The following is a 25,176-nucleotide window of genomic DNA, read 5'->3' as shown; positions in this document are numbered from 1 at the left end:
TGCCTGGTTTTATCCGTGGCAAAAATCAACCTTATATTTTTACAAGGGCGTTTAGAAAGCCCCATATACTAGGCGGCCTCGCGAATCCAGCAGCGACGCGTACAAGAGGGTACGCTAGCAATGGGTTTGCGAGGTCAACAACGTAGATGGGGCTTTATCAACGTACGAAAAAGCAGCCGGGTTTTGCCGGCTGCTTACACAATTTAGATTGTGTTCATAACATGTCATGACATGTGTGATACTTAGACTATGCAATTGTCGCAAGGCTTCCATTGACCGACAGAAAACTCGCTGAATTTTCTTGTCGGGTGGTAATCGCCTTCGTCCTTCAATGGAATCACCTCCATCGCTCCCTGTCGGAGAGCCCAACTGCTTCTTTTCCCTCTGTTCTGATTACAGTATAACACGAGTTGTTTGAATTTTCAAGCGACTGGACAAGTATACAGTATATAACTTACCAAGCTGCGATAACAGACCCTTTGAAGTGATCGAGAATGAACTTTCTGACTTCTTCAGTTTGATAGGCCTTGATTAATTTCTGGAAAGCTGGGTTGTCTTTGTCTTTAATGCGCGCAACAATCAGATTGGCGTAAGGGGAGTTGCCGTCCTCAAGAGCAATGGCATCTTTAACCGGAACCATGCCAGCCGCGATGGCGTAGTTTGTATTGACTGCAGCCAAGTCCACGTCGGCGATAGAACGGGGCAATTGCGCAGCGTCGAGTTCTTTGATTTTCAGGTTTTTCGGATTTTCTAGAATATCAGCGGCAGTGGCTTTATGACCAAGACCAGGCTTGAGTTTGAGCATTCCGTGCCTTTCGAGCAGAGCCAATGCGCGGCCGCCGTTCGTCGGGTCATTAGGGATGGCGACAACCGAGCCAGGCTTAATCTCAGTCAGGTTCTTCACTTTTTTTGAATACAGTCCCATGGGGAAGATTACAGTCTTGGCAATGGAAACAAGTTCAAATTTGCGATCTTTAACAATGTTGTCAAGATACGGCTCATGTTGGAAACTGTTTACATCAATGTCGCCTTGGTTCAAAGCAACATTGGGCTGAATGTAATCATTAAATTCAACGACCTGAATCTTGAGGCCGTCTTTTTCGGCGATTTTCTTCACTACATCCATGATCTCGGCATGCGGACCTGCTGTGACGCCTACTTTGATCGAGCTGGCTTTCGACGCGTCTTGTTTGGCGCCGCCGCAACCCGCGAACACAGTGGCGGCAAATACGACAAGAAGTAATACGGAAAGTTTTTTCATTTTTAATAATCCTCCATTTTAACACAATCCCTTTGCGCTCGGTGAAAGTGATTGGCCGCGAAAACGCGAAAGACACGCAGCGCCTTTCGCGTTTTCGCGGCCCAAAAACCGTTCTTTCGTTCTCAAAGACCGTGGCAGCGTTTTTCTTATTTCCTAAACTTCTTGGCGAGTGCATCACCGCAGGATTGTACAATCTGAACCTGAGCAATCAAGATAATGACAGTGATGAGCATAACGTCGGCCCGGAAACGCTGATAGCCATAGCGGATGGCCAGATCGCCCAGTCCGCCGCCACCGATGGCGCCCGCCATGGCCGAATGACCGATTAGATTAATAATCGTGAGAGTAAGACCGAGAATAATTGCGGGCAGCGCTTCTGGGACTAGAACTTTGATGATAATCTGAGTCGGTGACGCGCCCATCGCCTGTGCTGCTTCAATTACTCCGCGATCAACTTCCTGCAGTGCGGACTCAATAATTCTCGCAACAAACGGTATAGCCGCTAAACTTAGTGGCACAATGGCGGCATTGGTGCCGATCGAGGTTCCGGCGAGCAACCGGGTTAAAGGAATAATCGCAACCATTAGGATGATGAATGGAGTGGAACGGGCGGCGTTAGCGATTGCGCCTAATGTTCGGTTGAGTGCGATATTTTCCAGGATATGGCCGCGGGCAGTTGTCACTAAGATTATTCCCAGCGGCAGGCCAACCAAGGTAGCGATGAAGGATGAGACGCCAACCATATATATCGTTTCAAGCAGTGATTCAGCTAATAGCAAGAGCATCTCGTTTGACATAGCCAATCACCTCCACTCCTAATTCTCTTGCTTCTAAATAGTTTAGAGCGCTTTGCATTGAGGTTGTGTCACCAGTTACTTCAATGATTAATGTTCCAAACGGTATGTTCTGAATGTGGTCAATGTTGCCAAACAAAATACTGACATCGACGTTGCAGTGGCGAATCAGGGAGGCGATGATCGGCTCTTTCGCGGCCTTTCCCAGAAACGATACGCGAACGATTAAGTGACTGTCTGTCAAGGGAACCGGCGAGAAGGCCGTATCTTTGAAAATATCCGGTAAATCATAGTTGATAATCGTCCGGATGAATTCGCGGGTAGTGGTAGTCTCTGGCTTGGCGAACAAATCGATGACAGGCCCTTGTTCGATGATTACACCGTTCTCGATCACAGCAACCCGGTCGCAAATTTGTTTAATGACTTGCATTTCGTGGGTAATCAAGACAATGGTTAATCCAAGCCTTTTATTGATATCTTTTAGCAATTCCAGGATCGACTGTGTGGTCTGAGGATCAAGCGCAGAGGTGGCTTCATCGCATAACAGCACCTTTGGCCGGCTTGCCAGCGCTCTGGCGATGCCGACACGCTGCTTTTGACCGCCACTTAGTTGGGAAGGATATTGATTGCGTTTGTCGCTAAGTCCGACCAGATCTAACAAAGGTAAAACCGCGTCTTCAATCTTTTTCTTATCCCAGCCGACTAATTCCAGCGGAAAAGCGATATTGTCATACACCGTACGTGAAGACAATAGATTGAAGTGCTGAAAAATCATGCCAATTTTCTTACGGGCATCCCGCAAATCTCTTTCAGACATGGATGAAAGTTCCTGACCATCCACGACGACTGTACCAACAGTCGGCTTTTCCAGCATATTAATGCAACGGATGAGCGTACTTTTACCAGCGCCGCTTTTGCCGATGACGCCGAATATTTCTCCGCTGTTTACCTGGATGCTGACCCCTTTAAGCGCGTGAACCGGCCCCGACGATCCCGGATAAGTTTTTACAATGCCACTTAGGTTAATCATAGGCTGTTCTCCTTTCTACAAAAAACAAAAACCTCTTCACTGAGTGAAGAGGTACGCAGACATACCGTCTCCCCTCATCTCTCAGGATTACTCCTGTTGGAATTGGCACCGTTTCGCAAAAGCGATGGTTGCCGCAGCGTCATCGGGCCAGTCCCTCAGCTAACTCATGATGAATGGGTAATGTGTGAAGTTGATGAAATATATATTAGCACACTGAATATATGGAGTCAATACTTTTTTATAATGTCCAGAAACTATAACCGTAGAAGTCGTTAGCGCGAAGCCCGCGAAGGGCGCAAGCGCCGCAAAGCGGAATAATAACTATCTTTGCGCCGCTAGCGATCTTAGTGCACGCTTTAACCGCTAAATCGTTTCGCCCATATCCCAAAGACGCCACAGCGGTTCTCTTATTCTGTTATATTTTCTCTTTGTAAAGAATAAAAGAAGTAAAGCAGGGAAATGGTTATGATTGGCGAATTAGCGTTATATGTGTAGACAAAGGAGGATTCTGTCATGACGGTAAACCCAAAGCTGAAAGATGAACTGACCGATCAGTTGGTAAAGGCGATCTTGCTGTTGCGTACAGAAGAAGAGTGTTACCAATTTTTCGAAGACGTTTGTACCATTGGTGAAATTAAGGCTCTAGCGCAGCGACTTGAGGTGGCGGGTATGTTAAAACGGCGTCACACCTATGAAGAAATTGTCGAACGAACAGGTGCAAGCACAGCGACAATTAGTCGTGTTAAACGCTGTTTGTACTATGGCGCTGACGGATATAATATCGTGCTAACGCGTCTGGAGGAACAACTCGCGCAAGGAGGAGACAATGAAACCAAATGAGCCGGCAATCAAGATTCCCTATGGCACTAAGGACTTTTTGCCCGCTGAGGCCAGAGGTAAACGCGTGTTGGAGGAAAAGTTGGCAACCCAGTTCGGTTCTTGGGGTTATGAGGAAGTAGTTACTCCAACAATGGAATATCTCCAGACCTTAACAACCGGAACGGGCTTAGACCTGTCTGAGCAAATGTTTGTCCTTTTTGATCGTAGCAATCGAATACTGGCGCTACGACCGGAAATGACCATACCAATTGCCAGATTGGCTGCGACTCGGCTGCGGGAAAAGCCGTTGCCGTTGCGGCTGTTTTATCTGACAAACGTATTTCGCCATGAAGAAGCGCAAGCCGGCAGGCAATGCGAGTTTCACCAGGCTGGAGTGGAGTTGATGGGAGCATCTGAGCCTTCTGCTGACGCTGAAGTCATCGGCTTGGCTATTTCTGCCGCTCTTGCAGCCGGGTTGCGCGATTTCCGCATTTGCCTGGGACAGGTGGATTTTATCAACGGTATCATGGCTGATGGTGGCTTGAGTGAGCAAGAACGCCAAGAAATTAAACAATGTCTGGTGAAAAGGGATTTAGTGGGACTCGAGCGCACTACGAAGCTGAGTGGACTGACTAATGAAAAGCAAGCGGCAATTTGTCAGATACCACTTTTGAGTGGTGGACGGGAAGCACTGAGCGCGGCTAGAGACCTTGTGACTAACTTTGCGAGCCGAGCCGCTCTCGACAATTTGGAAGCTATTTTCGAATTGCTGCACGCGTATGGTTTGCAGCAATATGTTTCGTTCGACTTAGGCATTATTCGTGACTTCGATTACTACACCGGCATGGTGTTTGAAGGATATACTCCCGGACTAGGGTTCCCCTTCTGCGGCGGCGGACGCTATGATCGCATGCTGGCTTCGTTTGGTCTGGAGTGTCCGGCCACAGGCTTTGCAATGGGCATTGAGCGGTTATTGCTGGCGCTTAACCGGCAAGGTCTCAATCAGCAAGAGGGCATGCGCGACGTTTATGTAAGTTGGCAAGAGGGAAAACTACTTGAGGCAATCGCAGCAACTAGGCGACTACGCGAAGATGGCGCAGTTGTTGAACTCTCACCGATCGCTGAATTAAGAGCAAAGGCAGAACAGAATCAACGTCAACGCGGTTTTCGGGAATTGCTGTATATAGGTGAGTAAATGCGACGCGTTAAACAAGTGTTATCAGCGATACGGGCTGAAGTTACACCGCAAGATGCGGCTTTTGTCGCCAAGCATCTCACTCAGTCAGAACTTGAGCTGTTTAGGCAGATGAGCCTTCCAGATCAACGGCATTGTCTTAATGTGGCAAACACTGTAGCAGAGCTGGCTGGTGGACTGCGCGAAGTTAACCAGCCGGTTTTGATCAAAGCAGCTCTGTTACATGATGTTGGGCGCAGGCGAGGCGATGTCAGCACCAGCGATAAGATCATGGCTGTTATCAGCAGGGCTGTGTTCGGTAGCGGATTTGCTCAAAAGTGGGGCAAACAGGGACGAGGCGGTGCTTGGGAAAACTTACGCCATGCGTTCTATGTAAGTGCGAACCATCCAGAAATTGGCGCCAAACTGCTGCGACAAGCCGGAACCGAAGAACAGGTCATCAATTTAGTCCGCTATCATCATCACCCTGCCGGCATGGCCGATTCAAAGGAACTTAGCCTGCTGCGCCAAGCAGATGATTTGAATTAATAGAGGCTGTTGCAAAACGCCCATCTGCGTTGTTGCTCCTGCGGTTACTTGCTTGCGTACCCGTATCGTACGCGGCGCGGCGTAATCCTCGTCGCGCCTAGCATCTGAACATTTTGTAACAGCCTCTACCCTGAAATAGCAAAAACCCGGCTTCGGCCGGGTTTTTTGTTATTTAATATCCCTTGGACTTGTCGATAATATTAAACATCTCTCCGCCGTTTGCATAGCGGGCAAGATTATCGGCGAAGGTCTTGATCGCCCTATCTAAATAATATGGCGAACTGGCGGCAACATGGGGAGAAATGATGACATTTGGCATATCCCATAAGGGACTGTCCTCAGGCAACGGTTCCTGGTCAAAGACATCAAGGCCAGCGCCGCGAATTAATCCCTCTTGAAGTGCCTGAACCAAGTCTGATTGACGAATGACATCGCCGCGGGCGATATTGATCAGATAGGCAGACCGCTTCATGGCGGTGAAGTGCTCTAAACGCAATAACTCCCTCGTCTCTTCCGTTAGCGGCAGAGAAACAACAACAAAGTCGCAAAAGGAGAGCATTTCCAGCAGTTTATCAGGAGCATACATTTTATCAACAAAAATCTCTTGGGAAGCTCTGCGCTTTGTCGCTAATACTTGCATGCCCAGTCCCTTGGACTTTTTGGCAATTTCACGGCCAATACTGCCTAAGCCGATAATGCCAATGGTTTTTTCATGAATTTCATCAGGTAAAGTTCGCTTCCACTTTTTATCGATTTGCTGCCTAATCAATACATGTAGGCAACGGCTGAACGCAAGGATGAGTGATAAGACATGCTCAGATACCGGGATGCCATGTATACCGCGCGAATTGGTTAAAACTACATTGCTATTTTGCATTTCGGGGAAAACTAGATTCTCCACTCCTGCAGTTAAGGCATGAACCCACTTTAATTTCGGCGCTTGCGAAAACAGCGGACGAATATCAGTCATCCCCATGGCAACGATTACGTCGGTATTCTCTATATACTCTCGAGCACTTTCCAAATCACTAACGGTGATTCGAGCTTGTGGAACCAAATTCGTGATGGTAGTGATGTGGCGATCACTCAGGGGATTGAGGATCAGCACATTAAGTGTGGGTGTCATAACGATAAGCCCCCTTCAAGCTTCACTATTTTAAGTATACTTCTACAAAAAATTGAAAAGTCCTACATTTCCTGATTAGGCAAATGAAGATTAGAAAATTGTTGACTCTAAGAATATCCCATGATACCATGTTATCATATTAATAATTTAACGTAATAAAGAATACGGAGGAATATAATGACCTCAGTTGATATGAATTATTTGACAATAGCTTTGCCAAAAGGCAAGTTATTCAAACCAGCAACCGATATGTTGGCTCAATTAGGCTACAGCGCAGAAGATTTGAGCGAAAACTCGCGAAAACTGGTTATTACAAACGAAGATGCTAAACTCCGCTTTATCATCACCAAAACGTCAGATTTGCCTACATATGTTGAATATGGCGCTGCTGACATCGGTGTTATCGGTAAAGACGTACTCGTCGAAGACAAGCGTGACGTGTACGAACTGATCGACCTGGGATTTGGCTTTTGCCGGATGGTAGTCGCAGTGCCTAGACATCTGCAGCGAGAAAAGTTGAGTGATTATGCGCACATGCGGGTGGCCACCAAATATCCTGTCATCGCCGAACAGTTTTTTCGGGATAAGGGAGTTCAAGTAGAATTTATCAAACTAAACGGTTCAATTGAGCTGGCGCCGATGGTAGGCCTGTCTGAATTAATTGTTGATCTGGTGGAAACAGGCCGCACGCTAAAAGAAAATAATCTGGTTGAGATCGCCTCTGTGCTGCCAACGACTGCTCGCCTGATTGCGAATCGGGTAAGTTTTAAGATGAAATTTGAGCGGATTCATCAATTGACTGCTGGTTTGAAACAACAGATGGAAGGAAGGGTTGTCAAGTGAGAACTGTTGTAGCGGCAGACATTAGCCGTCAAGAAATAGAGCGCTTATTGATTAAACCGGCGTTCGACTCAGTAGTGCTGAATGCGTCGGCGAGACGGCGCGTGTTTGAGATGTTTGGGCGAGATATGACTGCCCAAGAGGTGGTTAATCAAATCGTAGCTGACGTGCGTACCGTTGGCGATAAAGCCGTTTTTGATTATACAGCCGCCCTTGATGGCGCCGTTATTAACACGGATAACATAGAGGTCAGCGAGGAGGAGTTTTCTGCCGCGTTTGCCTCTGTTGAGCCAGAGCTGCTGGCTGCGCTGCGACGCGCAGTCGCCAATGTCAGACGCTATCATCAGGAGCAGAAACCCAAATCCTTTTTGACCTACCGGGAGCATGGGGCAATGCTTGGGCAGACATGTCTGCCGCTTGATCGGGTAGGTATCTATGTACCTGGCGGCAAGGCTTCCTATCCCTCATCAGTGATAATGAACGCCGTACCGGCTACGGTCGCCGGTGTCAAAGAAATTATCATGGCAGTACCGCCGGCAAAGGATGGTTCGGTTAATCCACTTGTGCTAATCGCAGCGCGTGAGGCTGGGGTTACGCGAGTTTTTCGCATGGGCGGCGCCCAGGCTATCGCTGCTTTGGCCTTTGGCACGGCGACAATTCCTAAGGTGGATAAAATCACTGGTCCTGGTAATCTGTTTGTAACGTTAGCTAAAAAGGCAGTTTACGGTTATTGTGATATTGATATGTTGGCCGGCCCCAGCGAGATTTTGATCATTGCCGACGCTAGCGCCAATCCGCGTTATATCGCGGCAGATATGCTTAGCCAAGCCGAACATGATGAATTAGCCGCCGCAATCTTGATTACCGATAGCGCAACACTGGCGGCCGCGGTGAAGATCAAATTAGCAAAGCAGCTGACAGACTTGCCTAAACGAGAGATTGCGTCAGCTTCGCTCGAAAAGCAGGGGTTGATCCTTATTGCGTCCAACCTAGACGATGCCGTAGAATATGCTAATATTGCCGCTCCTGAGCATTTAGAAATCCTGACCGCGGAACCGTTTTTACTGTTACCCCAGATCAGACATGCGGGAGCAGTTTTCCTGGGTCCCTGGTCGCCGGAACCGGTCGGTGACTACTACGCCGGGCCGAACCATGTACTGCCAACCGGCGGTACGGCCCGCTTTTATTCTGTTTTGAATGTCGAAACCTTTATGAAACGCAGCAGCATTATTGCCTATACTCGTGAGGCGCTGCAAGCTGCGAGCAGCGATATTATCGCCTTAGCCAGCGCAGAAGGGCTTGACGCTCATGCCAGAGCTGTGGCTGTGCGGAGGGAAGAAGAATGAAGTTTCGGTCAGGACTTGAGGCATTACAACCTTACAGTATCGAAGAGGCCAATTGGCCGATAAAACTGGATGCGAATGAGCGGACTGATGGCTTGCCGCCAACAGTCGCTAAGGTAATTAGTGAACGCTTGGCTGCACTGCCGTTTAACCGCTATCCGGAAATAACTGCGTACTCGCTGCGTAAGAAGCTCGCCGCTGCGGTGGGTTGTACGGTGGAACAAATCCAGGTTGGCAACGGCTCCAGCGAACTGCTGGCGGCGATATGTCATGTGTTTGGCGGATCAGGCCACAAGATTGTCTATCCGGAACCATCCTTCTCCATGTATCCTGTTTATATCCGTTTAGCTGACAGTCAGCCAGTTCCTGTAAAACTGGAAAGCGATTATTCACTGTCTATTGATGCGTTTCGGAATCAGGCGCAATATGCCGATTTGGCCATTGTCTGCAATCCCAATAATCCGACTGGCAATGTGCTACCGCCAGATAGTATTGCTGAGTTGGCCCGAGAGCTCACCTGCCCGTTGGTGGTGGATGAAGCCTACCTCGAATTTTATAAAACTTCGGCAGTCGATTTGCTCAAGACAAATAAGAATTTGATCATTGTACGCACTTTTTCCAAAGCCTATGGTCTGGCAGCAGCACGGATCGGTTACTTGTTAACATCGACCGATATCAGTGCCGCGGTTGGCAAAGTCCTGCTACCTTATCATGTCAATGCGCTCTCGCTACTTGCTGCGGAAACTGTTCTCGACTACCAGGCTGAGTTCGTTCCGGGTATCGAACAGATCATCTGTGAACGTAGTCGATTGGCTAATCGTCTAGCTGGCTTGCCAGGGATTACTGTTTTCCCCTCAGAAACTAACTTCTTATTAATAAAAACAGAGCGATCCGCGGATTTGGCTGCGCTGTTGGCAACTGCAGACATCGGTATCCGGGATTTCAGCCGATCGCCAGGACTTGTTAATTGCTTACGGATTTCGATTGGTTCACCATCGGAAAATAATTTAGTCTTCTCGGTTATTGAGAGGTTTAGCCGATTACAAGGCAATCGACAGGAGTGAGATGCTATGCGTGAGACAACAATTGAACGTCAAACTGGGGAGACCCGAATTTACGCCAGTCTCTGTCTTGATGGTGAAGGAAATTCAACGCTGAGTACCGGCATCGGCTTTTTCGATCATATGCTTACTCTTTGGTCAAAGCATGGCTTGATTGACCTGACGCTGAAGGCAGAGGGAGACTTGTGTGTTGACGGGCATCATACAGTAGAAGATTGCGGTATTGTATTAGGACAGGCGCTCGCCAAATGTTTGGGCGACAAACAGGGAATTCGCCGCTACGGGACGGTGTTTTTGCCGATGGATGAAGCGCTGGTTATGGTATCAATTGATATCAGTGGCAGGCCATTCCTTGCCTGTGACCTAGAGCTTCCAGCCGCTAATCTTGGCGGCTTTGAAACCGAGCTGGTGGAAGAGTTCTTACGCGCCTTGGTTGTGAATGCCGGGCTTACTCTGCATGTTAAGCAGATGGCAGGCAAAAATACTCACCACATTATCGAAGCTGTGTTTAAAGCCCTGGGGCGGGCGCTCGATGAGGCGACAAGTCTTGATCCTCGCGTCAAGGGAGTGCCATCCACTAAAGGAGTGTTGGTGTAATGGGGCAGACTGCAGCCGATGTGGCAATTATTGACTATGGTATGGGCAATCTCCGCAGCGTTGCCAAGGCGTTTGAAAAACTTGGCGCTGTTGTCGCAGTAACTCGTTCTCCTGAGGTTATAGTGACAGCCAAACGGGTGGTGTTGCCAGGAGTTGGCGCTTTTGGCGATTGTATGGATAATATCCGTCAATACGGACTAGATACAGTAATTTATCAGCTAATTGCTGATGACAAGCCATTTCTTGGCATTTGCCTGGGACTGCAAATGTTATTTGAAGGTAGTGACGAAGCGCCTGGTGTGAAAGGATTAGGAATTTTCCCCGGCTTTGTTCGAAAGATTGAAGCATCAGGCTTGAAGGTGCCACATATGGGGTGGAATAGTCTTCAGTTTCATCAAACCAGTCTGTTGTTTAACCAGCTTTCGGCCGCTCCTTTCGTTTACTTTGTGCACAGTTATCATGCAGTTCCCGCTGATCCATCTCTGCTAACTGCTAGCACGACTTATGGCGGGATCGTTACAGCCGCTGTCGGGCGAGGCAAGGTCCAGGCAGTGCAGTTTCATCCTGAGAAGTCAAGCGCCAGCGGAATGAGCATACTGAACAATTTCCTGGCTGTGGAATGAGAGGAGATACAAGCATGATTTTATTTCCGGCAATCGATATTCGCGGCGGCAAATGCGTGCGGCTGACGGAAGGGCGTTTTGACCGAGAAACTGTATTTGCGGAAAACCCGGTTGAGATGGCGGTGCGCTGGCAGTCAGAGGGCGGCGAATTTCTCCATATTGTTGATCTCGATGGCGCATTGGCGGGAAAGCCAGTCAATTTTGCCATCATTAAGGCTATTGTTAGCGCTGTCAAAGTTCCCGTGCAGGTCGGCGGCGGTATTCGCAATCTGAATACCATCGAATCGTTACTCAGCGCCGGGGTTAACCGCGTCATTCTCGGGTCAGTGGCAGTCAAGCAACCAGACTTGGTAACCGAAGCTTGTCGCCGCTATCGTGAAAAGATTGTTGTCGGCATCGACGCTCGTAATGGCATGGTTGCAGTGGAAGGCTGGGGGAAAAGCGGTGGCATTACGGCGGTCGAATTGGCCTCCACGATGGCGAAAACTGGTGTGGAGAGGATAATCTTTACCGATATCAGTCGCGATGGCACCTTGTCGGGAGTGAATATTGCTGCTAGCGTAGATTTGGCTAGACAAGCAAATATCAAAGTGATCGCCTCCGGCGGCGTCAAAGACATGACAGATATTTGCGCCCTGCAATCTGCTCCTAGTGGCATTGAGGGAGTCATTGTCGGTAAAGCGCTGTATGCGGGGACATTGTCACTGCCGGAAGCGTTAAAGACAATTCGCGGCGAGGGAGGCAGTCCATGCTAACGAAGCGAATTATTCCTTGCTTGGATGTGAAGGACGGCAGAGTGGTAAAAGGCACAAACTTTGTTAGTCTCCGCGATGCCGGTGATCCGGTTGAGCTTGCTGCCTTTTATGACCGAGAACTTGCTGATGAGTTGGTCTTTCTTGATATCACCGCCTCGTCAGATGGACGGGCTACTATGCTTGACGTGGTGGAACGAACAGCGGCGGCTGTATTTATTCCCTTTACTGTTGGCGGCGGTATCCGCACCATGGGAGATATCCGCCAGTTGTTGATGGCGGGAGCGGATAAAGTATCGCTAAATACTGCGGCTGTGCAAAATCCGGAGCTCATTGCCGAAGGCGCCAAACGGTTTGGCAGCCAATGCATTGTATTAGCGGTGGATGCCCGCCGGGCGGGTGATAACCGCTGGGAAGTATATATTCATGGCGGCAGGACGGCTACCGGCATCGATGTTATCGATTGGGTAAAGCGCGGCACGGCGCTTGGCGCTGGTGAGATTCTACTAACCAGTATGGATTGCGACGGAACCAAGGATGGTTATGATTTAAATCTGACGAAGGCAGTGTCTGACTCGGTCAACGTTCCGGTTATCGCTTCTGGGGGCGCCGGTTGTTTGACGCATTTCTCTGACGCTCTGACAACCGGTAGCGCTGATGCTGTATTGGCCGCCTCAGTCTTTCACTATGGCCAATTTTCCATTCGGAAAGTAAAAGAGTATCTACAAAAAAATGGTTTGGAGGTTCGGTTATGACTGTTGACATGATTCAATTTGATGATAGGGGCCTAGTACCGGCGATTATCCAGGACGTAAATACGCGGACTGTATTGATGCTTGCTTATATGAACAAGGAGTCTTTGGAAAAAACACTGGCTACCGGTCTGACTTGGTTTTACAGCCGCAGTCGTAATCGCTTGTGGCAAAAGGGCGAAACCTCTGGTCATATTCAGCAGGTGAAGTCAATCCATTATGATTGTGATGCTGATACACTCTTGGTTGAAGTGGAACAAACAGGCCCTGCCTGTCATGAGGGAACCTATTCTTGCTTCAGCCGGCGGATTGAAACTGCGGCCATACCTGTCGACGAAACTAACGGAAGTCAGCCTGCTGACGAACGCCCTGCGGCAGTCGTGCTCCAGGAACTCTACGAAGTCATTATTGGTCGTAAGACCAATCGTAAAGAAGGCTCATACACGAATTATCTGTTTGATAAAGGACAGGATAAAATTCTGAAGAAGGTTGGCGAAGAAGCGGCGGAAACCATCATCGCCTCGAAAAACCAGAGCAAGAGTGAAATTCTCTATGAAATGGCCGATCTATGGTATCACTGTTTGGTTTTGCTCGGCTATCATAATATTACACCAGCAGAATTGCTAGAGGAACTGCAAGGGAGACGTAAGTAATCAAACAAATTGCCGGTGCTGCAAAAGGAAAAAGTGGGGAGTGCAGCGAAAATATGTATAGTGTGAGCCCCTGGGGCAACACTCTATTAATGAGAACAGACTACGTGAACTGTGATTGGACGAAAGGAGCAACCGCATGACAAAAATTAATGAGAATTATCTTAACTTACCTGGAAGCTATCTGTTCGCAGAAATATCCAGGCGGGTGGCAGCTTATAAAACAGCCCATCCTGAGGCAGACATTATCCGGTTAGGAATCGGCGATGTCACGAAGGCACTTCCCCCAACCATCATTGATGGTTTGCACAAAGCGGTGGATGAGATGGGCAGTGACGAAACGTTTCGTGGTTATGGACCGGAACAAGGCTACACATTCCTTATCGAAAAAATTATTCAATTTGATTATGCTCCCCTCGGAATTCAACTCGACACTGACGAGGTTTTCGTTAGTGATGGCTCAAAAAGCGATACCGGCAATATTCAGGAGATATTCAGCCTGGACACTAAGGTGGCTATGACTGATCCGGTTTATCCGGTCTATATTGACACAAACGTCATGGCAGGACGCAGCGGTCTACTCGGCAAAGACGGCCGCTATGCTAATATTGTGTACATTCCTTGTCATGCTGGCAATTCATTTGTTCCCGAGCTGCCAAAAGAAAAAGTCGATCTCATCTATCTCTGTTTCCCGAACAATCCGACAGGTACAACATTGAAGAAGTCTGAACTGAAAAAATGGGTTGATTATGCGCGGGAGAATAAGGCTGTTATTCTATACGACGCTGCCTATGAAGCCTATATTCAAGAAGATGATATTCCTCACAGCATCTATGAAGTAGAAGGCGCCAAAGAAGTGGCGATTGAATTCCGCACCTTTTCAAAGAACGCAGGATTCACCGGTACCCGTTGCGCCTTTACCGTTGTGCCTAAAACTGTCATGGGTTATACGGCAAGCGGTGAGGCCTATCCGTTTAATAAGCTCTGGAATCGTCGGCAGACTACTAAATTCAATGGAGCTCCCTATATTGTGCAAAAGGGCGCAGAAGCAGTCTATACTCCTGAAGGACAAAAGCAGATTCACGAAATCATTGCCTACTACATGAAAAATGCCAAAGCAATTCGTGAAGGAGTGCAAAGTATCGGCCTTGAAGTCTTCGGTGGCGTGAATGCACCATATATTTGGTTAAAGACGCCGCAAAACATGGATTCTTGGACATTCTTTGATAAATTGTTAAATGAAGCTCACATTGTGGGCACTCCCGGGGTTGGCTTCGGCCCGAGCGGCCAGGGTTATTTCCGCCTTACAGCGTTTGGCAAGGCAGAAAACACGCTTGAGGCTGTGGAACGCTTGAAAACTCGTCTCAAGCTATAAGTGTAATGGCAGACTGAGCAATATACGCACGTGCGTTATTCTTAGTCTGCCATTATTCAAATTATGATACTATTGTTAGGTGGTACAAACGTGGGAAGTCGCTTGCTAAGTCGTTTTTTCAAGTGGGGTGTCTTACGCAAACTAGCAGAACAAGCCGGAAAGTGGAAGGCTGAACTCTATGTGTTATACTTAGCGGCTCGTGATGGCAGGACTCCGGTGCTGCCTAAAATCATTGCCGCTGTGGTAGTCGGATATGCGTTCAGCCCGATTGACTTTATTCCTGATTTTATTCCTTTGTTAGGTTATGTTGATGAGATAATATTAGTGCCGCTGGGCATTATGCTGGCGCTTCGATTGATTCCACAGCAGGTGCTGGCAGATTGCAGGCGCCAGGCTGCTTTGAATCCATTGAGCAAAAAAGTGAAAATCTGGGCTGCAGGCGCTATTATCGTAGTGAGTTGGCTGGCTATCTTGTTCTACCTGTTTTGGCGCTTTGTTCTCAACTGACACGCCAAGAATAACCCTATAGTACGATGAACACAAGCGGCACTAGCGATACACTAGCGATACACTAGCGACACAAAAGAACCGATGATTATTATCGCCGTAATCATAGTGGCGCTCGTGCGGTTAGTGGCGCTAGTGCTCCGTTCCTTATGTTTTTTAACGCCCTGCAGGGCGTTTTTTAGAACCCGATAGCTTTTAACTGATGCCTACTGTACACCTACTTCACGCCGCTTCATCGCTCCGACTCCCAACACGCTGCCAACAATAAGCAGCAGGACTAGCCACCGCAGCATTGGATTGTCTGTAAAGAACGAACGCCACAGCGGTTCATCAACTAACATCTTAGCGGCAGTCCAGGCTAAAATTCCACCGCCAACATAGATGAGAGCAGGGAATCTGTCAAGCAGACGGATAAATAGCGTGCTGCCCCAAACAACAACCGGGACACTGATGGCTAAACCGAAAATAACCAGCATAAAATTGCCGTGAGCCGCTCCGGCGACGGCGATTACGTTGTCAATTCCCATAGCCGCGTCTGCTATAATGACCGTGCGGATTGCGGCCCCGATAGTCGGAGCAGCCTGGACATTTTCAATCTCTTTTTTCTCTGTCAAGATTTTATAGGAAATCCAAATCAGCGCAACTCCACCGACAGCCAACAAACCGGGAATCTTCAGCAGCCAAACAACGATTAGTGTTGCCAGTGCACGAATAATTACCGCGCCAGCTGTTCCCCAAATGATGGCTGTTTTTTGTTGTTCCTTGGCGATGTTCCGGGCAGCCATGCCGATAACGAGTGCGTTATCCCCAGCTAGAACTAAATCAATTACGACAATGGACACCAAGGAGGAAAGAAAGGAAATCGAAAAAAAGTCCATTTTAGCCTCCTGACATAATGAAATCCGTTGTCGATAACTCGCGTTTAAGATACACAGTTTGAACTCGGCGTATACCTTAATCAGCGCATGCAGATTTAGGACGAAAAATGTAAAGCCCAGCAATGTCTGTAAAAAAATACAAACATACTGGGCTTCAGAAAGCGGGGATTTATTGATGAAGTTGTTCGTTTGGCGTCATAACCGGAAGTTTCATAGTTATAGTATGATCAACGAGCCAAATGTGCATCAGGATTTATATACAGACGCGGTCGCCATTGTCGCTGCCGAGACCCTGGAACGGGCGCTGGAACTGTTAGCCGCGCAGGAGAAGGGCTGGCTAGTTGAAGATATTCGGCGATTAATACCGAAAGTGTTCAACTGTGACCATGAAGGTATCATTTTTGAGGATGTTCGCGGCAGCTAGTACCGTGTCAACTCTAAAAATGTGATAAGCTGGCGAGGAGATTTTTTGCAAGGCAAGGCGGAGGAGAGAGGCATACCGGCAGTATGCCGATTGACGACAACGCAGTTTTGAGGAAAATCTACCGCCAGAATACGCAAGATTAGGGTTGACACGGTACTAACCCAGTCTGCGACTGACAAAGCGCTCGATTCGCTCTAATGCAGTTGAAAGGTTGCTGAAGGAGGCGGCATACGAACAACGGACAAACCCTTGGCCGCAATCGCCAAACGCATCTCCGGGTACCAGCGCAACTTTTTCCTCTTTCAGAAGTTCTTCGGCGAATTGCAGCGCTGTCAGGCCGGTTTTCTCAATCGATGGGAAGATATAGAAAGCTCCCTTCGGCTCAAAGCAATCAAGCCCTATTGAGCGTAACCCTTCAAGCATTAGACGGCGTCTGCGGTTATATTCATCAACCATCTTGCTCATTGCTGTCTCACCGTTCTTTAAGGCCTCAATGGCTGAGACCTGTGCTGTTATCGGGGCGCAGAGAATGGTATATTGATGAATTTTGTTCATCGCTGCGATGAATTCCGGATTCGCTAACGCATAACCGATTCGCCAGCCGGTCATGGCATAGGCTTTTGAAAAACCATTCAGCAAAATCGTCCGGTCGCGCATATCAGGCAGAGAGGAAAAACAGGTATGAACTCCCTCATAGGTTAAGTCACCATAAATTTCATCAGAGATAACGATTAAGTCATGTTTGGTGGCAAATTCGGCGATTTTAAGCAATTCTTCCCGAGTCATGATTGCACCGGTCGGATTGTTAGGATAGCCAATCAAGATTGCTTTGGTACGAGGTGTTACTCTCACTTCGAGATCTGCGACCTGTAGCCGGAAATCGTTTTCGACCGAAGTGGGGACAGGAACTGCAGTGCCTCCGGCCAATGTAACGCAAGCTTTATACGAGACATAGCAGGGCTCAGGAACCAGCACTTCATCTCCAGATGAGACAATTGCTCTCATGGCGAGATCAAGCGCTTCACTGACCCCGACTGTGACCAGGACTTCGTTTCTGGGATTATACATAACATTGTAGCGGTTATGGATTAGCCGGGCAATTTCTTCCCGAAGTTCCAGCAGGCCAAGGTTCGACGTATAGGCTGTATAACCTCGTTGCAGACCATACACGCAGCTTTCTCTGATATGCCAGGGTGTTACGAAATCAGGTTCGCCAACGCCCAAGGAAACTACACCTTTCATCTCTGCGACAATGTCGAAAAAACGGCGTATTCCAGAAGGCGGGATCGATTTAACGGTAGGGGAGAGGCGGTCAGACCAGCTCATGGCGTCACCGCCAGTCTGCGGTCTTCTTCTTCGTCTTCCATAATGACGCCTTCCGTCTTGTACCGTTTGAGTAAGAAGTGAGTCGTCGTGCTGACCACGCCCTCGATGGTGGCAAGTTTTGAGAAAACGAATTGGGAGACTTCTTTCAGTGAATTGCATTCTACCATGACCGACAAATCAAAGGCGCCTGACATTAAATAGAGATTCTTAACTTCTGGGAACCGATAGATGCGTTCGGCGATAGCGTCAAAACCGACTTCCCTCTGTGGAGCGATATTGACGTGAATAATCGCATATACACTGTCTACTCCGGCTTTCTCCCAGTTAATGATGGTATGGTACTTGACAATAACTTTTTCGCGTTCAAGACGTTCGATCTCCGCGGTAACTTTGTCTTTTGACATACCTAACATGACTGCCAGTTGTTCTGGTGTCAGAGTATGATCTTTTTCTAACAGTTCCAATAGTTCTTTCATCGAAACCACTCCTTTTTTTCTGCAAAATAAAAAATCCCGTCCTTTTAAGCATTTGCCATTAAGGACGAGATTGCTCCCGCGGTACCACCTGTATTAGCCGTTAATTGTACGGCTCACTCAACTCCGATAACGCCGGAAGACGGCTAAGCTTACTCAATTTCAGCCCGCAGCTCAAGGAGGGCGTTCGGGAATTCCTTTTTCACCGGCTCGCACCTGGCCCGGCTCTCTGAGGAAAAACGGATTCCGTACTGTTCCTGTCATCGCTTATTTGAATATTTACTTTTCTAAATCCTATCATATGCAGGCAGTGGATGCAAGTGCTTGAACGTAAAAAAATATCAGTTGATTGCTTCTCTGATTAAACACTTAGCGCTATAATGGTGCCATACGCATAATGACCGGAGTGGAGGAGGAATAATGATGGAACGCAAAGACATGGCAACCGAGGTATTTGGTAGAGGTCTTACCTGCTCCCAGGCGGTAGCAGTGGCATTTGCCGAACACTATGGAATCGATCCAGACACGATCCTGAAGCTTTCGCGGGGATTTGGCGGCGGCATGGGCGGGATGGGAGGCCAATGCGGTGCTGTGAGTGGCGCGTACATGGTTATCGGCATGGGTTATGATCCTACTGACCCTGTGGCAAAGGGGAAAGTATATGAAAAAGTTCAGGAATTTACTCGAAAATTTCGTGAGAGACATAGTGAACTCAACTGTAATGTTCTTCTTGGCTGTGATATCAGTTCAGCTGAGGGTAAGGCACTGATGAAAGAAAAGAATTTACGCGAGACCCATTGCGCTTGTTTTGTGAAGGATTCCGTCGATATAGCAGAAGAGGTACTTGGCTTACGTTCTTAGAATAGCATGTTTTGACAAAAGAAAATTAATTGCAAAAGGTTTTTTCACAAAATTTAGAGAATCATACATAGCAGTTAATAGTAATTACTAACAAATCAAGACAAGGCTACAGCCTAAGGAGAGAACGCATGATTGGATTTACAAAATTGCTCTGCGGCGGGGCTACAGTTTCCGAAATCGTGAAATATGGGGGACATTCCCACCGTTTGCCGCCGCACATGCTCCAATTTTCGTCAGATGCGACGCCGATTGTTGTCTGGAATATGACGAATCGCTGCAATCTGTCTTGCCAGCATTGTTATATCAATGCCGAGGACCGCGACTACGCAGGTGAGTTATCAACCGCCGAGGCCAAAGTTTTCATTGATGACCTGGCCGAAATGCGTGTGCCAGTGTTGCTCTTTTCCGGCGGCGAGCCTTTAGTCAGAGACGATTTATTTGAGTTGGGCGCTTATGCTGGCGCGCGTGGGGTTCGACCGGTTATCTCGACCAATGGAACCTTAATTACTCCGGCGATAGCCAAGAAAATTCGGGAGATTGGTTTTCAATATGTCGGTGTCAGCGTAGATGGCGATGAGGCTGTTCACGATCAATTTCGCGGCAGGCAAGGAGCCTTCCGGGAGACGTTGGCAGGGATCCGTAATTCCATCGCCGCAGGTAATAAAACCGGGATACGGTTTACGATTAATCGATTAAATGTACATACTTTGCCCGCAGTTCTTGACTTAGTCGAACAAGAAAAAATTCCGCGTTTTTGTATGTACCATCTTGTCTATGCAGGCAGAGGCAAGGAAATGGCTGCTCTGGACTTAGGTCATGAGGAAAAGCGGCAGGCGATTGAGTTTTTGATGCAGCGAACTGAAGATCTGTATCGCCGCGGCGTTGAAGTGGAGATTCTAACAACCGACAATCACGCAGATGGTGCAACCATTTTGCAGTACATGGAAAAACACCAGCCGAAACGAGTGCCTGAGATAAAAGAGCTGTTAGCCATGCATGGTGGCTGCTCCGCCGGTGCCAAAATGGCGAATGTGGGCCCCACCGGCAATGTACATGCCTGTCAATTCTGGGGCCACAGACCGCTCGGCAATGTCCGGCAGACTCCCCTCAGTCAGATATGGAAAGGCGCGAACGATGAATTCCTGCAAGCGCTTCGCTGCAAAACCGAACATGTCACAGGTCGCTGCGCTGAGTGCCGCTATAAGGATTTTTGCGGCGGCTGCCGGATTCGGGCTGAAGCGTTTCATGGAGATCTCTGGGGCGAAGACCCGGCGTGCTATCTGGAAGATTGGAAGGAGCAGAGCTGATGATCATCTCCTGGAACACCACCCAGGCGTGCAATATTCGCTGCATTCACTGTTATCGCGATGCCGGCACGCGCCGCCAGGATGAACTGACCACAGAACAGGGGAAAGACTTATTATCAGGCATGGCGCGGGCAGGCTTCAAAATTGTGATTTTGAGCGGCGGCGAGCCGCTGATGCGGCCTGATATTTATGAGTTAATTGCCTATGCGAAAAGCATCGGCTTGCGTCCGGTTTTGGGAACCAATGGTATCTTGATTGATGTTGATACCGCAAAACGGCTAAAAGAAGCCGGCTTGGGGACCGCGGGCATTAGTTTAGATAGCCGTCGCAAGGAACAGCATGATTGGTTTCGCCAATCGGAAGGAGCATGGGAGAAAACATTAGCTGGGATGGAAGCTTGCCGAGAGGCAGGATTGCCATTTCAGATACACACCACTGTGCTCAACTGGAATGAAGCAGAGATTACCGATATCACTGATTTAGCTGTTGAATTAGGAGCAATCGCGCACCATATCTTTTTCCTGGTGCCAACAGGACGAGGCAAGGATCTGGAAGACGATTCACTAAAGACAGCGCAATATGAAAAGCTGCTTAATCGCATTCTCGACAAGCGTTTAGAAGTTCCCATCGAGATTAAGCCGACCTGCGCTCCGCAATTCATGCGTCTAGCCAAGCAAAGAGGCATTCCGATGCGCTATAGCCGCGGTTGTCTGGCCGGCACCCATTATTGCGTTGTTCTTCCCAATGGCGATGTTCATCCTTGTCCTTATCTGCCAATTAAAGTCGGTAATGTCAAGGAAACCGATTTTGCCGCGCTTTGGCAGGATAGCCCACTTTTCCAAGAGTTGCGCACCCAGCCCTTGAAAGGTGGCTGCGGCGAATGCGGCTTTGATGATGTTTGCGGCGGCTGTCGGGCGCGTGCGTATCATTATTCAGGCGACTACTTAGCCGAAGAACCTTGGTGCGGCCTCGGACGCTGACCTCGGGCGTTGATATACCCCATCTACGTTGTTAGCCCCGGAAATCCCTTGCTTGCGTACCAAACCGTACGCGGCGCGGCGGGATTTCCGGGGCTGCCTAGTATCTGGGGCATCTGAACGCCCTCGGGGACGGAACGAGGTTTAGGGGATACAGTTCGCTTCAGTCAGTGACTCGAATAGGCTCTTGCCACTGACACGCGGCAGGGACAAGTCGGTTACCATGACGCCGTTTAGCGGCAGTGGGGCGAGAGTGCCGTCTGGTTGCGGGCGGGCGGGGTTGCCGCAAGCGGCGATCGCGTGTATCACATAAAACTGGCTGTCATGTTCTCCCAAGTAGAGCATAACATGGCCAGGGAAATGCAGTGTGCTTCCTGGTGGTAAGGACCGCAGGATTGCTGCCCGTTCATCTGACGATTTATCGGCGAGTGAGATTTGCCTGCCAGCGCCTTGCGCTTGTTCTCCCGCGTTTCGTGCCAAGAAAATGCCGACAGAACGAAAAACATCTTGGACGAGTGCTGAGCAATCGCGGCTGCCGAATAGACCGCCCCAACCGTAACGACCGCCTTGCAGTTTGAAGGCCTGACGCAGCAAATTGGCACGAGTGAAAGGCAGGTAGCCGTGGTGGACGTCAGCGGATTTCGGAACTAGGGCAGGCCGAAAATCAAGCATTCCTTCATGATCACGAACTGGCAACCAGACAACATGACAGCCTTCTGGCGCACGGTTGCCGACTAGAGCAGGAATGTATTGTTCTTGTACTAGTGGCAATTTGGCACCCATGGCAAAAACTAGCCCGGAAAACTCCGGCAGGTGTGGATCTTCGCTTAGAGTTAGACGGTTGCCTGTAACAACCAGGAAATCGGACGCTTGACTATAGTTTAGCCAGAGAGAACGGTCTTTGCTGACCGCTATTGAATTTGCCTCTACCCAGCCGCGGTAATTTGCAGCCTGAACAAACCACCACTTTTCATCAACGCTATGATGTAGGCAGATTAGAGGCTCCGCCGGATCAAGAGCTGTTTCCTGAAACCGGTCGAACTCCCTGTCCTCCGGGCTTTTTACATAAAAGTCGTTCGTCGGAAAGGTGCGGATATTTGAGCGACGCAGCGTGAACCCGTACTCGGCTTGCACCATGCCTTGCAAGGCGCCAAGATTCATTGCTTTATCCAGGTTCGCATAGTAATTTGGTGTTACTGCCTCGCCGTTAACATATCTAGCTTCTTCAGTGAACTCGTTTTCGAGAATCATACTGCTAATAGCAGATGCCGAAACATAAGCCGGGTATTGGCTTAGGTCGAAGACCAAATTAGACAGACAGTGGCAGGTCAACTGATTTATTTCACGCATGCTTTCCGGGGTGCAAAGAAGATCTTCTGCATTCGGGTATTTTTTTAGCCAGAAAGCCACATTGTCCATGAAACCACCCCTTCGGTTGATTCTATTGCAAATAAGCGCCTTTCAGATAAACGCCGCCGTCGACACCACGAGTGACACCTTTGACATTCGGCTTTTCTAAAACGCGGCTGACATAGAAATAGATGGGAATGACCGGCATTTCCTCCATCAACAGCTTTTCCGCTTCCTGCATAGCTTTTATGCGCACAGGTTGATCGATAGTGGACTGCGCCTGCCGGATTAACTCGTCATATCGTCGATTTGTCCATTTCGATACATTGTTACCATTGCCACTCATCATAACATCAGCGAAGGTCATGGCGTCAACATAGTCGCCGATCCAAGCGGATCGGGCAACTTGGAAGTCGCCCTGTTTACGAGACGCAAGATAAACTTTCCATTCTTGGTTGGTCAGATTGACAACTGCGCCGAGATTTTTCCTCCACATTTCTTGAATCGCTTCCGAAATCGCTTTATTCTGTTCGTTGGTATTATAGAGAATGGTGACCGGCGGCAGACCCTTTCCCTCCGGATAGCCTGCTTCAGCTAAAAGCTTCTTGGCTGTTTCCACATCATTATCCTTAAAATAGTCGCCGCTGGCTTTGCGATAATCCTCGCCAGCTTTGGCGCCGGGGAGGCCAAAGGGGACCCAAGCCGTGGCCGGTTTCTCGCCAGCGCGGGTGATGTTTTCAACAATCGCTTTCCTGTTAATGGCTAATGCAAATGCTTGACGAACTTTCGGATTGTCAAAGGGAGCTTTATTCACATTAATAGCGAAATAGTAAGTGCCGAGATAGGGATAGATTTTGAGTTTGCCTTCTTTTAGTAACCGAGGCGTTTCTGCCACTGGCGGCGGAAATTCAGCGATATCTAACTGATTGTTTTCAAACATAGACATGACGGTAGTATTGCTATCTGAGAGAACCAATTCCAGCTTCTCACTTTTTACGTTGGCTTTATCCCAGTAACTTTCATGTTTAGTCAGTTCTATTTTGCTGTTATGGACCCAGTTGGTTATCGTAAACGGTCCGTTGACAATCAAGGTCTTGGGGTCTTTAGCCCAGTTGGTATTGGCTTCAGCAGTTTTTTTGTGGACTGGGAAATAGGTATGAAATGCCATCAACGACAAAAAATACGCTGTAGGTCGTTCTAGGGTTACTTCAAGCGTGCGGTCGTTTATTGCTTTTACGCCAACTTGGTCAGCCGAAGCGCCTTTCTTCTTATTATACGATTCGCCGTTCTTCAGGTAGTAGAGCTGATCTGCATACTTGCTGGCCAATTCAGGGCTTAGTGTCGTTTTCCAGGCATACTCGAAGTCGTGGGCAGTTACCGGGTCGCCGTTTGACCATTTGGCATTGGCGCGTAAGTGAAATGTATATTTTAGTCCGTCGGCTGCGATATCCCACTTCTCGGCTACCCCGGGGATTGCGTTGCCATTCTGATCTCTGGCAGCCAGGCCCTCGAAAATTTGATTCTCCACATAGGATTCGGGAATGCCGGTAGATTTTCGAGGATCGAGAGTCTCGGGCTCAGCACCGATGGCTACTCGTAACGGCTTCGCGGTTTGCTTGGCACCGTCTTTTGCCCCGCCGCAACCGGCTGACAAACTGGTCGCTAGTATGAGGATCAGGGTATAACAAAAGACTTTTTTCCAGAGCATAATGACTCCTCCTTCAGATTAACTGACAAAACACTGTATTCGCGGTTGTTATGGTATTCCCTGCATTAATTGGAAATATTGGGGTGTATAACTACTGGAGCTTGGTGAGGTGAGAAACGAATTCTTACTTTCATTTTATTCAAATTATGATAAAATTTAAGACAGAAAAATGCGAGCTTAGTTGCAATTATTTTATAGGGGGTACTAAAATGAAAATTGTTGAGGATTTACGCTACACCAAAGACCATGAATGGGTGCGTATTGAGGGAACGCAGGCAATAGTCGGAATCACCGACTACGCGCAAGGCGAACTGGGAGACGTTGTTTTTATCGAGCTTCCCGAGATAGGGAAAAAAGCCAAAGCGCATACCACTGTCACAACGATTGAATCAGTTAAAGCAGTATCTGATATTTTTGCGCCTTTGTCAGGAACGATCATTAAAGTCAATGATCAATTGAATGACAATCCAGAGCTAGTGAATCAACAGCCTTATGACGAAGGCTGGATATTTGTCATTGAACTGGAAAACCTTGTTGAAGTAGGACAACTTCTTGATGCTGCCCAATATGGCGAATTGGTGGGAAAACACTAGACGTCAAAAGACTTGGTGAATCCGCT

27 protein-coding genes, 1 riboswitch and 1 other annotated feature are annotated in these 25,176 nt (G+C 48.4%); of the genes, 18 read left to right on the top strand and 9 right to left on the bottom strand.

The features are described from left to right. Positions 1 to 454 precede the first annotated feature (454 nt). The 3 genes from AXX12_RS15625 to AXX12_RS15615 form a co-directional block, all read right to left on the bottom strand. A complete protein-coding gene (locus tag AXX12_RS15625; RefSeq protein ID WP_082816919.1) occupies positions 455 to 1,261 on the bottom strand; it encodes a MetQ/NlpA family ABC transporter substrate-binding protein in 807 nt (268 codons plus the stop codon). A 146-nt stretch (positions 1,262 to 1,407) separates the two neighbouring features. Then, on the bottom strand, positions 1,408 to 2,058 hold the full coding sequence (locus AXX12_RS15620) for a methionine ABC transporter permease (protein WP_066244773.1): 651 nt from the start codon (positions 2,056 to 2,058) through the stop codon (positions 1,408 to 1,410). Further along, on the bottom strand, positions 2,027 to 3,085 hold the full coding sequence (locus tag AXX12_RS15615) for a methionine ABC transporter ATP-binding protein (protein ID WP_066244771.1): 1,059 nt from the start codon (positions 3,083 to 3,085) through the stop codon (positions 2,027 to 2,029). The genes AXX12_RS15620 and AXX12_RS15615 overlap by 32 nt, the downstream gene beginning before the upstream one ends. A 71-nt stretch (positions 3,086 to 3,156) precedes the next feature. Next, a riboswitch (SAM riboswitch) is annotated at positions 3,157 to 3,261 on the bottom strand. A gap of 337 nt (positions 3,262 to 3,598) precedes the next feature. On the opposite strand from AXX12_RS15615, the gene AXX12_RS15610 reads away from it, so the two are divergent. From AXX12_RS15610 to AXX12_RS15600, 3 genes are read left to right on the top strand one after another with little or no spacing between them, the layout of a single operon-like run. Beyond that, positions 3,599 to 3,925, top strand: coding sequence for a YerC/YecD family TrpR-related protein (locus tag AXX12_RS15610; RefSeq protein ID WP_066244769.1), 327 nt, complete (start codon positions 3,599 to 3,601; stop codon positions 3,923 to 3,925). Then, positions 3,912 to 5,099 (top strand): ATP phosphoribosyltransferase regulatory subunit, encoded by a 1,188-nt coding sequence (gene hisZ / locus AXX12_RS15605; RefSeq protein WP_066244767.1) that lies wholly within the window; start codon positions 3,912 to 3,914, stop codon positions 5,097 to 5,099. Before AXX12_RS15610 ends, hisZ begins: the two co-directional genes overlap by 14 nt. Beyond that, positions 5,100 to 5,627, top strand: a complete 528-nt coding sequence (locus AXX12_RS15600) for an HD domain-containing protein (RefSeq protein WP_066244765.1) — start codon at positions 5,100 to 5,102, stop codon at positions 5,625 to 5,627. Positions 5,628 to 5,799: 172 nt separating this feature from the next. On the opposite strand, the gene AXX12_RS15595 is transcribed toward AXX12_RS15600, so the two are convergent. Then, positions 5,800 to 6,753 carry a D-2-hydroxyacid dehydrogenase gene (locus AXX12_RS15595; RefSeq protein ID WP_066244764.1) on the bottom strand — a complete coding sequence of 318 codons (954 nt, stop codon included), beginning with the start codon at positions 6,751 to 6,753 and terminating at the stop codon, positions 5,800 to 5,802. 177 nt (positions 6,754 to 6,930) lie between these two features. Between AXX12_RS15595 and hisG the strand changes: the two genes are divergently transcribed. From hisG to AXX12_RS15545, 10 genes are all read left to right on the top strand, one after another. Continuing rightward, the gene (gene hisG / locus AXX12_RS15590) at positions 6,931 to 7,596 is read left to right on the top strand and encodes an ATP phosphoribosyltransferase (protein WP_066244761.1); all 666 of its coding nucleotides are present in this window, start codon (positions 6,931 to 6,933) and stop codon (positions 7,594 to 7,596) included. Next, on the top strand, positions 7,593 to 8,939 hold the full coding sequence (gene hisD / locus AXX12_RS15585) for a histidinol dehydrogenase (protein WP_066244759.1): 1,347 nt from the start codon (positions 7,593 to 7,595) through the stop codon (positions 8,937 to 8,939). The genes hisG and hisD overlap by 4 nt, the downstream gene beginning before the upstream one ends. Then, positions 8,936 to 10,000, top strand: a complete 1,065-nt coding sequence (hisC, locus tag AXX12_RS15580; protein WP_066244757.1) for a histidinol-phosphate transaminase — start codon at positions 8,936 to 8,938, stop codon at positions 9,998 to 10,000. Before hisD ends, hisC begins: the two co-directional genes overlap by 4 nt. A 6-nt stretch (positions 10,001 to 10,006) precedes the next feature. Beyond that, entirely contained in the window at positions 10,007 to 10,594 is a 588-nt protein-coding gene (gene hisB, locus AXX12_RS15575) for an imidazoleglycerol-phosphate dehydratase HisB (protein ID WP_066244755.1), read from the top strand. Beyond that, on the top strand, positions 10,594 to 11,217 hold the full coding sequence (gene hisH / locus AXX12_RS15570) for an imidazole glycerol phosphate synthase subunit HisH (protein WP_066244752.1): 624 nt from the start codon (positions 10,594 to 10,596) through the stop codon (positions 11,215 to 11,217). Before hisB ends, hisH begins: the two co-directional genes overlap by 1 nt. Before the next feature lie 14 nt (positions 11,218 to 11,231). Further along, positions 11,232 to 11,972, top strand: a complete 741-nt coding sequence (gene hisA / locus AXX12_RS15565) for a 1-(5-phosphoribosyl)-5-[(5-phosphoribosylamino)methylideneamino]imidazole-4-carboxamide isomerase (protein ID WP_066244750.1) — start codon at positions 11,232 to 11,234, stop codon at positions 11,970 to 11,972. Continuing rightward, complete coding sequence (hisF, locus tag AXX12_RS15560; RefSeq protein ID WP_066244749.1) at positions 11,966 to 12,724, top strand: imidazole glycerol phosphate synthase subunit HisF; 759 nt, start codon at positions 11,966 to 11,968, stop codon at positions 12,722 to 12,724. The genes hisA and hisF overlap by 7 nt, the downstream gene beginning before the upstream one ends. Beyond that, positions 12,721 to 13,374 carry a bifunctional phosphoribosyl-AMP cyclohydrolase/phosphoribosyl-ATP diphosphatase HisIE gene (hisIE, locus tag AXX12_RS15555; RefSeq protein WP_066244747.1) on the top strand — a complete coding sequence of 218 codons (654 nt, stop codon included), beginning with the start codon at positions 12,721 to 12,723 and terminating at the stop codon, positions 13,372 to 13,374. The genes hisF and hisIE overlap by 4 nt, the downstream gene beginning before the upstream one ends. Positions 13,375 to 13,510: 136 nt before the next feature. Next, complete coding sequence (locus tag AXX12_RS15550; RefSeq protein WP_066244743.1) at positions 13,511 to 14,746, top strand: LL-diaminopimelate aminotransferase; 1,236 nt, start codon at positions 13,511 to 13,513, stop codon at positions 14,744 to 14,746. A gap of 90 nt (positions 14,747 to 14,836) precedes the next feature. Further along, positions 14,837 to 15,253 carry a YkvA family protein gene (locus tag AXX12_RS15545; RefSeq protein WP_197470752.1) on the top strand — a complete coding sequence of 139 codons (417 nt, stop codon included), beginning with the start codon at positions 14,837 to 14,839 and terminating at the stop codon, positions 15,251 to 15,253. A gap of 206 nt (positions 15,254 to 15,459) precedes the next feature. Here the strand turns inward: AXX12_RS15545 and AXX12_RS15540 are convergent, their stop codons facing one another. Beyond that, positions 15,460 to 16,131, bottom strand: a complete 672-nt coding sequence (locus AXX12_RS15540; protein WP_066244741.1) for a TerC family protein — start codon at positions 16,129 to 16,131, stop codon at positions 15,460 to 15,462. Between the two features lie 175 nt (positions 16,132 to 16,306). Between AXX12_RS15540 and AXX12_RS15535 the strand changes: the two genes are divergently transcribed. Next, positions 16,307 to 16,555, top strand: coding sequence for a hypothetical protein (locus AXX12_RS15535; RefSeq protein ID WP_066244740.1), 249 nt, complete (start codon positions 16,307 to 16,309; stop codon positions 16,553 to 16,555). Positions 16,556 to 16,711: 156 nt separating this feature from the next. On the opposite strand, the gene AXX12_RS15530 is transcribed toward AXX12_RS15535, so the two are convergent. Then, positions 16,712 to 17,881 carry an aminotransferase class I/II-fold pyridoxal phosphate-dependent enzyme gene (locus AXX12_RS15530; RefSeq protein ID WP_066244736.1) on the bottom strand — a complete coding sequence of 390 codons (1,170 nt, stop codon included), beginning with the start codon at positions 17,879 to 17,881 and terminating at the stop codon, positions 16,712 to 16,714. Continuing rightward, complete coding sequence (locus AXX12_RS15525; protein ID WP_066244734.1) at positions 17,878 to 18,357, bottom strand: Lrp/AsnC family transcriptional regulator; 480 nt, start codon at positions 18,355 to 18,357, stop codon at positions 17,878 to 17,880. Before AXX12_RS15525 ends, AXX12_RS15530 begins: the two co-directional genes overlap by 4 nt. A 57-nt stretch (positions 18,358 to 18,414) precedes the next feature. Then, positions 18,415 to 18,627 (bottom strand) — a binding site (T-box leader). 147 nt (positions 18,628 to 18,774) lie between these two features. Here AXX12_RS15525 and AXX12_RS15520 point away from each other — a divergent pair. The 3 genes from AXX12_RS15520 (at position 18,775) to nirJ2 (ending at position 21,502) form a co-directional block, all read left to right on the top strand. Next, positions 18,775 to 19,215, top strand: a complete 441-nt coding sequence (locus tag AXX12_RS15520) for a C-GCAxxG-C-C family protein (RefSeq protein ID WP_082816917.1) — start codon at positions 18,775 to 18,777, stop codon at positions 19,213 to 19,215. Between the two features lie 128 nt (positions 19,216 to 19,343). After that, on the top strand, positions 19,344 to 20,522 hold the full coding sequence (locus tag AXX12_RS15515; RefSeq protein WP_066244730.1) for a radical SAM/SPASM domain-containing protein: 1,179 nt from the start codon (positions 19,344 to 19,346) through the stop codon (positions 20,520 to 20,522). Further along, positions 20,522 to 21,502: a putative heme d1 biosynthesis radical SAM protein NirJ2 gene (gene nirJ2 / locus AXX12_RS15510; protein WP_066244728.1), complete on the top strand. Its 981-nt coding sequence runs from the start codon at positions 20,522 to 20,524 to the stop codon at positions 21,500 to 21,502. The genes AXX12_RS15515 and nirJ2 overlap by 1 nt, the downstream gene beginning before the upstream one ends. A gap of 141 nt (positions 21,503 to 21,643) precedes the next feature. On the opposite strand, the gene AXX12_RS15505 is transcribed toward nirJ2, so the two are convergent. Both AXX12_RS15505 and AXX12_RS15500 read right to left on the bottom strand, forming a co-directional pair. Further along, positions 21,644 to 22,918, bottom strand: a complete 1,275-nt coding sequence (locus tag AXX12_RS15505) for an SH3 domain-containing protein (protein WP_066244727.1) — start codon at positions 22,916 to 22,918, stop codon at positions 21,644 to 21,646. 22 nt (positions 22,919 to 22,940) lie between these two features. After that, positions 22,941 to 24,557, bottom strand: coding sequence for a peptide ABC transporter substrate-binding protein (locus AXX12_RS15500; RefSeq protein ID WP_066244725.1), 1,617 nt, complete (start codon positions 24,555 to 24,557; stop codon positions 22,941 to 22,943). Positions 24,558 to 24,766: 209 nt separating this feature from the next. On the opposite strand from AXX12_RS15500, the gene gcvH reads away from it, so the two are divergent. Next, positions 24,767 to 25,150, top strand: coding sequence for a glycine cleavage system protein GcvH (gene gcvH, locus AXX12_RS15495; protein ID WP_066244723.1), 384 nt, complete (start codon positions 24,767 to 24,769; stop codon positions 25,148 to 25,150). Positions 25,151 to 25,176 lie beyond the last annotated feature (26 nt).

This window comes from Anaerosporomusa subterranea, from assembly GCF_001611555.1.
In the GTDB taxonomy this organism is placed as follows: Bacteria; Bacillota; Negativicutes; order Sporomusales; family Acetonemataceae; genus Anaerosporomusa; species Anaerosporomusa subterranea.
The sequence above is the reverse complement of the archived record's forward strand: the minus strand, read 5'-3'. Positions and strand labels throughout refer to the sequence as shown.

Coding starts and splice junctions, on each gene's coding strand:
- AXX12_RS15520 (WP_082816917.1), top strand. CDS start 18,775: ATGATGGAACGCAAAGACATGGCAACCGAGGTATTTGGTAGAGGTCTT.
- AXX12_RS15550 (WP_066244743.1), top strand. CDS start 13,511: ATGACAAAAATTAATGAGAATTATCTTAACTTACCTGGAAGCTATCTG.
- AXX12_RS15620 (WP_066244773.1), bottom strand. CDS start 2,058: ATGTCAAACGAGATGCTCTTGCTATTAGCTGAATCACTGCTTGAAACG.
- hisG (WP_066244761.1), top strand. CDS start 6,931: ATGACCTCAGTTGATATGAATTATTTGACAATAGCTTTGCCAAAAGGC.
- AXX12_RS15505 (WP_066244727.1), bottom strand. CDS start 22,918: ATGGACAATGTGGCTTTCTGGCTAAAAAAATACCCGAATGCAGAAGAT.
- AXX12_RS15525 (WP_066244734.1), bottom strand. CDS start 18,357: ATGAAAGAACTATTGGAACTGTTAGAAAAAGATCATACTCTGACACCA.
- AXX12_RS15625 (WP_082816919.1), bottom strand. CDS start 1,261: ATGAAAAAACTTTCCGTATTACTTCTTGTCGTATTTGCCGCCACTGTG.
- AXX12_RS15595 (WP_066244764.1), bottom strand. CDS start 6,753: ATGACACCCACACTTAATGTGCTGATCCTCAATCCCCTGAGTGATCGC.
- AXX12_RS15540 (WP_066244741.1), bottom strand. CDS start 16,131: ATGGACTTTTTTTCGATTTCCTTTCTTTCCTCCTTGGTGTCCATTGTC.
- hisH (WP_066244752.1), top strand. CDS start 10,594: ATGGGGCAGACTGCAGCCGATGTGGCAATTATTGACTATGGTATGGGC.
- gcvH (WP_066244723.1), top strand. CDS start 24,767: ATGAAAATTGTTGAGGATTTACGCTACACCAAAGACCATGAATGGGTG.
- AXX12_RS15500 (WP_066244725.1), bottom strand. CDS start 24,557: ATGCTCTGGAAAAAAGTCTTTTGTTATACCCTGATCCTCATACTAGCG.
- AXX12_RS15600 (WP_066244765.1), top strand. CDS start 5,100: ATGCGACGCGTTAAACAAGTGTTATCAGCGATACGGGCTGAAGTTACA.
- hisB (WP_066244755.1), top strand. CDS start 10,007: ATGCGTGAGACAACAATTGAACGTCAAACTGGGGAGACCCGAATTTAC.
- hisZ (WP_066244767.1), top strand. CDS start 3,912: ATGAAACCAAATGAGCCGGCAATCAAGATTCCCTATGGCACTAAGGAC.
- AXX12_RS15610 (WP_066244769.1), top strand. CDS start 3,599: ATGACGGTAAACCCAAAGCTGAAAGATGAACTGACCGATCAGTTGGTA.
- hisF (WP_066244749.1), top strand. CDS start 11,966: ATGCTAACGAAGCGAATTATTCCTTGCTTGGATGTGAAGGACGGCAGA.
- AXX12_RS15535 (WP_066244740.1), top strand. CDS start 16,307: ATGAAGTTGTTCGTTTGGCGTCATAACCGGAAGTTTCATAGTTATAGT.
- nirJ2 (WP_066244728.1), top strand. CDS start 20,522: ATGATCATCTCCTGGAACACCACCCAGGCGTGCAATATTCGCTGCATT.
- hisA (WP_066244750.1), top strand. CDS start 11,232: ATGATTTTATTTCCGGCAATCGATATTCGCGGCGGCAAATGCGTGCGG.
- AXX12_RS15615 (WP_066244771.1), bottom strand. CDS start 3,085: ATGATTAACCTAAGTGGCATTGTAAAAACTTATCCGGGATCGTCGGGG.
- hisC (WP_066244757.1), top strand. CDS start 8,936: ATGAAGTTTCGGTCAGGACTTGAGGCATTACAACCTTACAGTATCGAA.
- AXX12_RS15515 (WP_066244730.1), top strand. CDS start 19,344: ATGATTGGATTTACAAAATTGCTCTGCGGCGGGGCTACAGTTTCCGAA.
- hisIE (WP_066244747.1), top strand. CDS start 12,721: ATGACTGTTGACATGATTCAATTTGATGATAGGGGCCTAGTACCGGCG.
- AXX12_RS15530 (WP_066244736.1), bottom strand. CDS start 17,881: ATGAGCTGGTCTGACCGCCTCTCCCCTACCGTTAAATCGATCCCGCCT.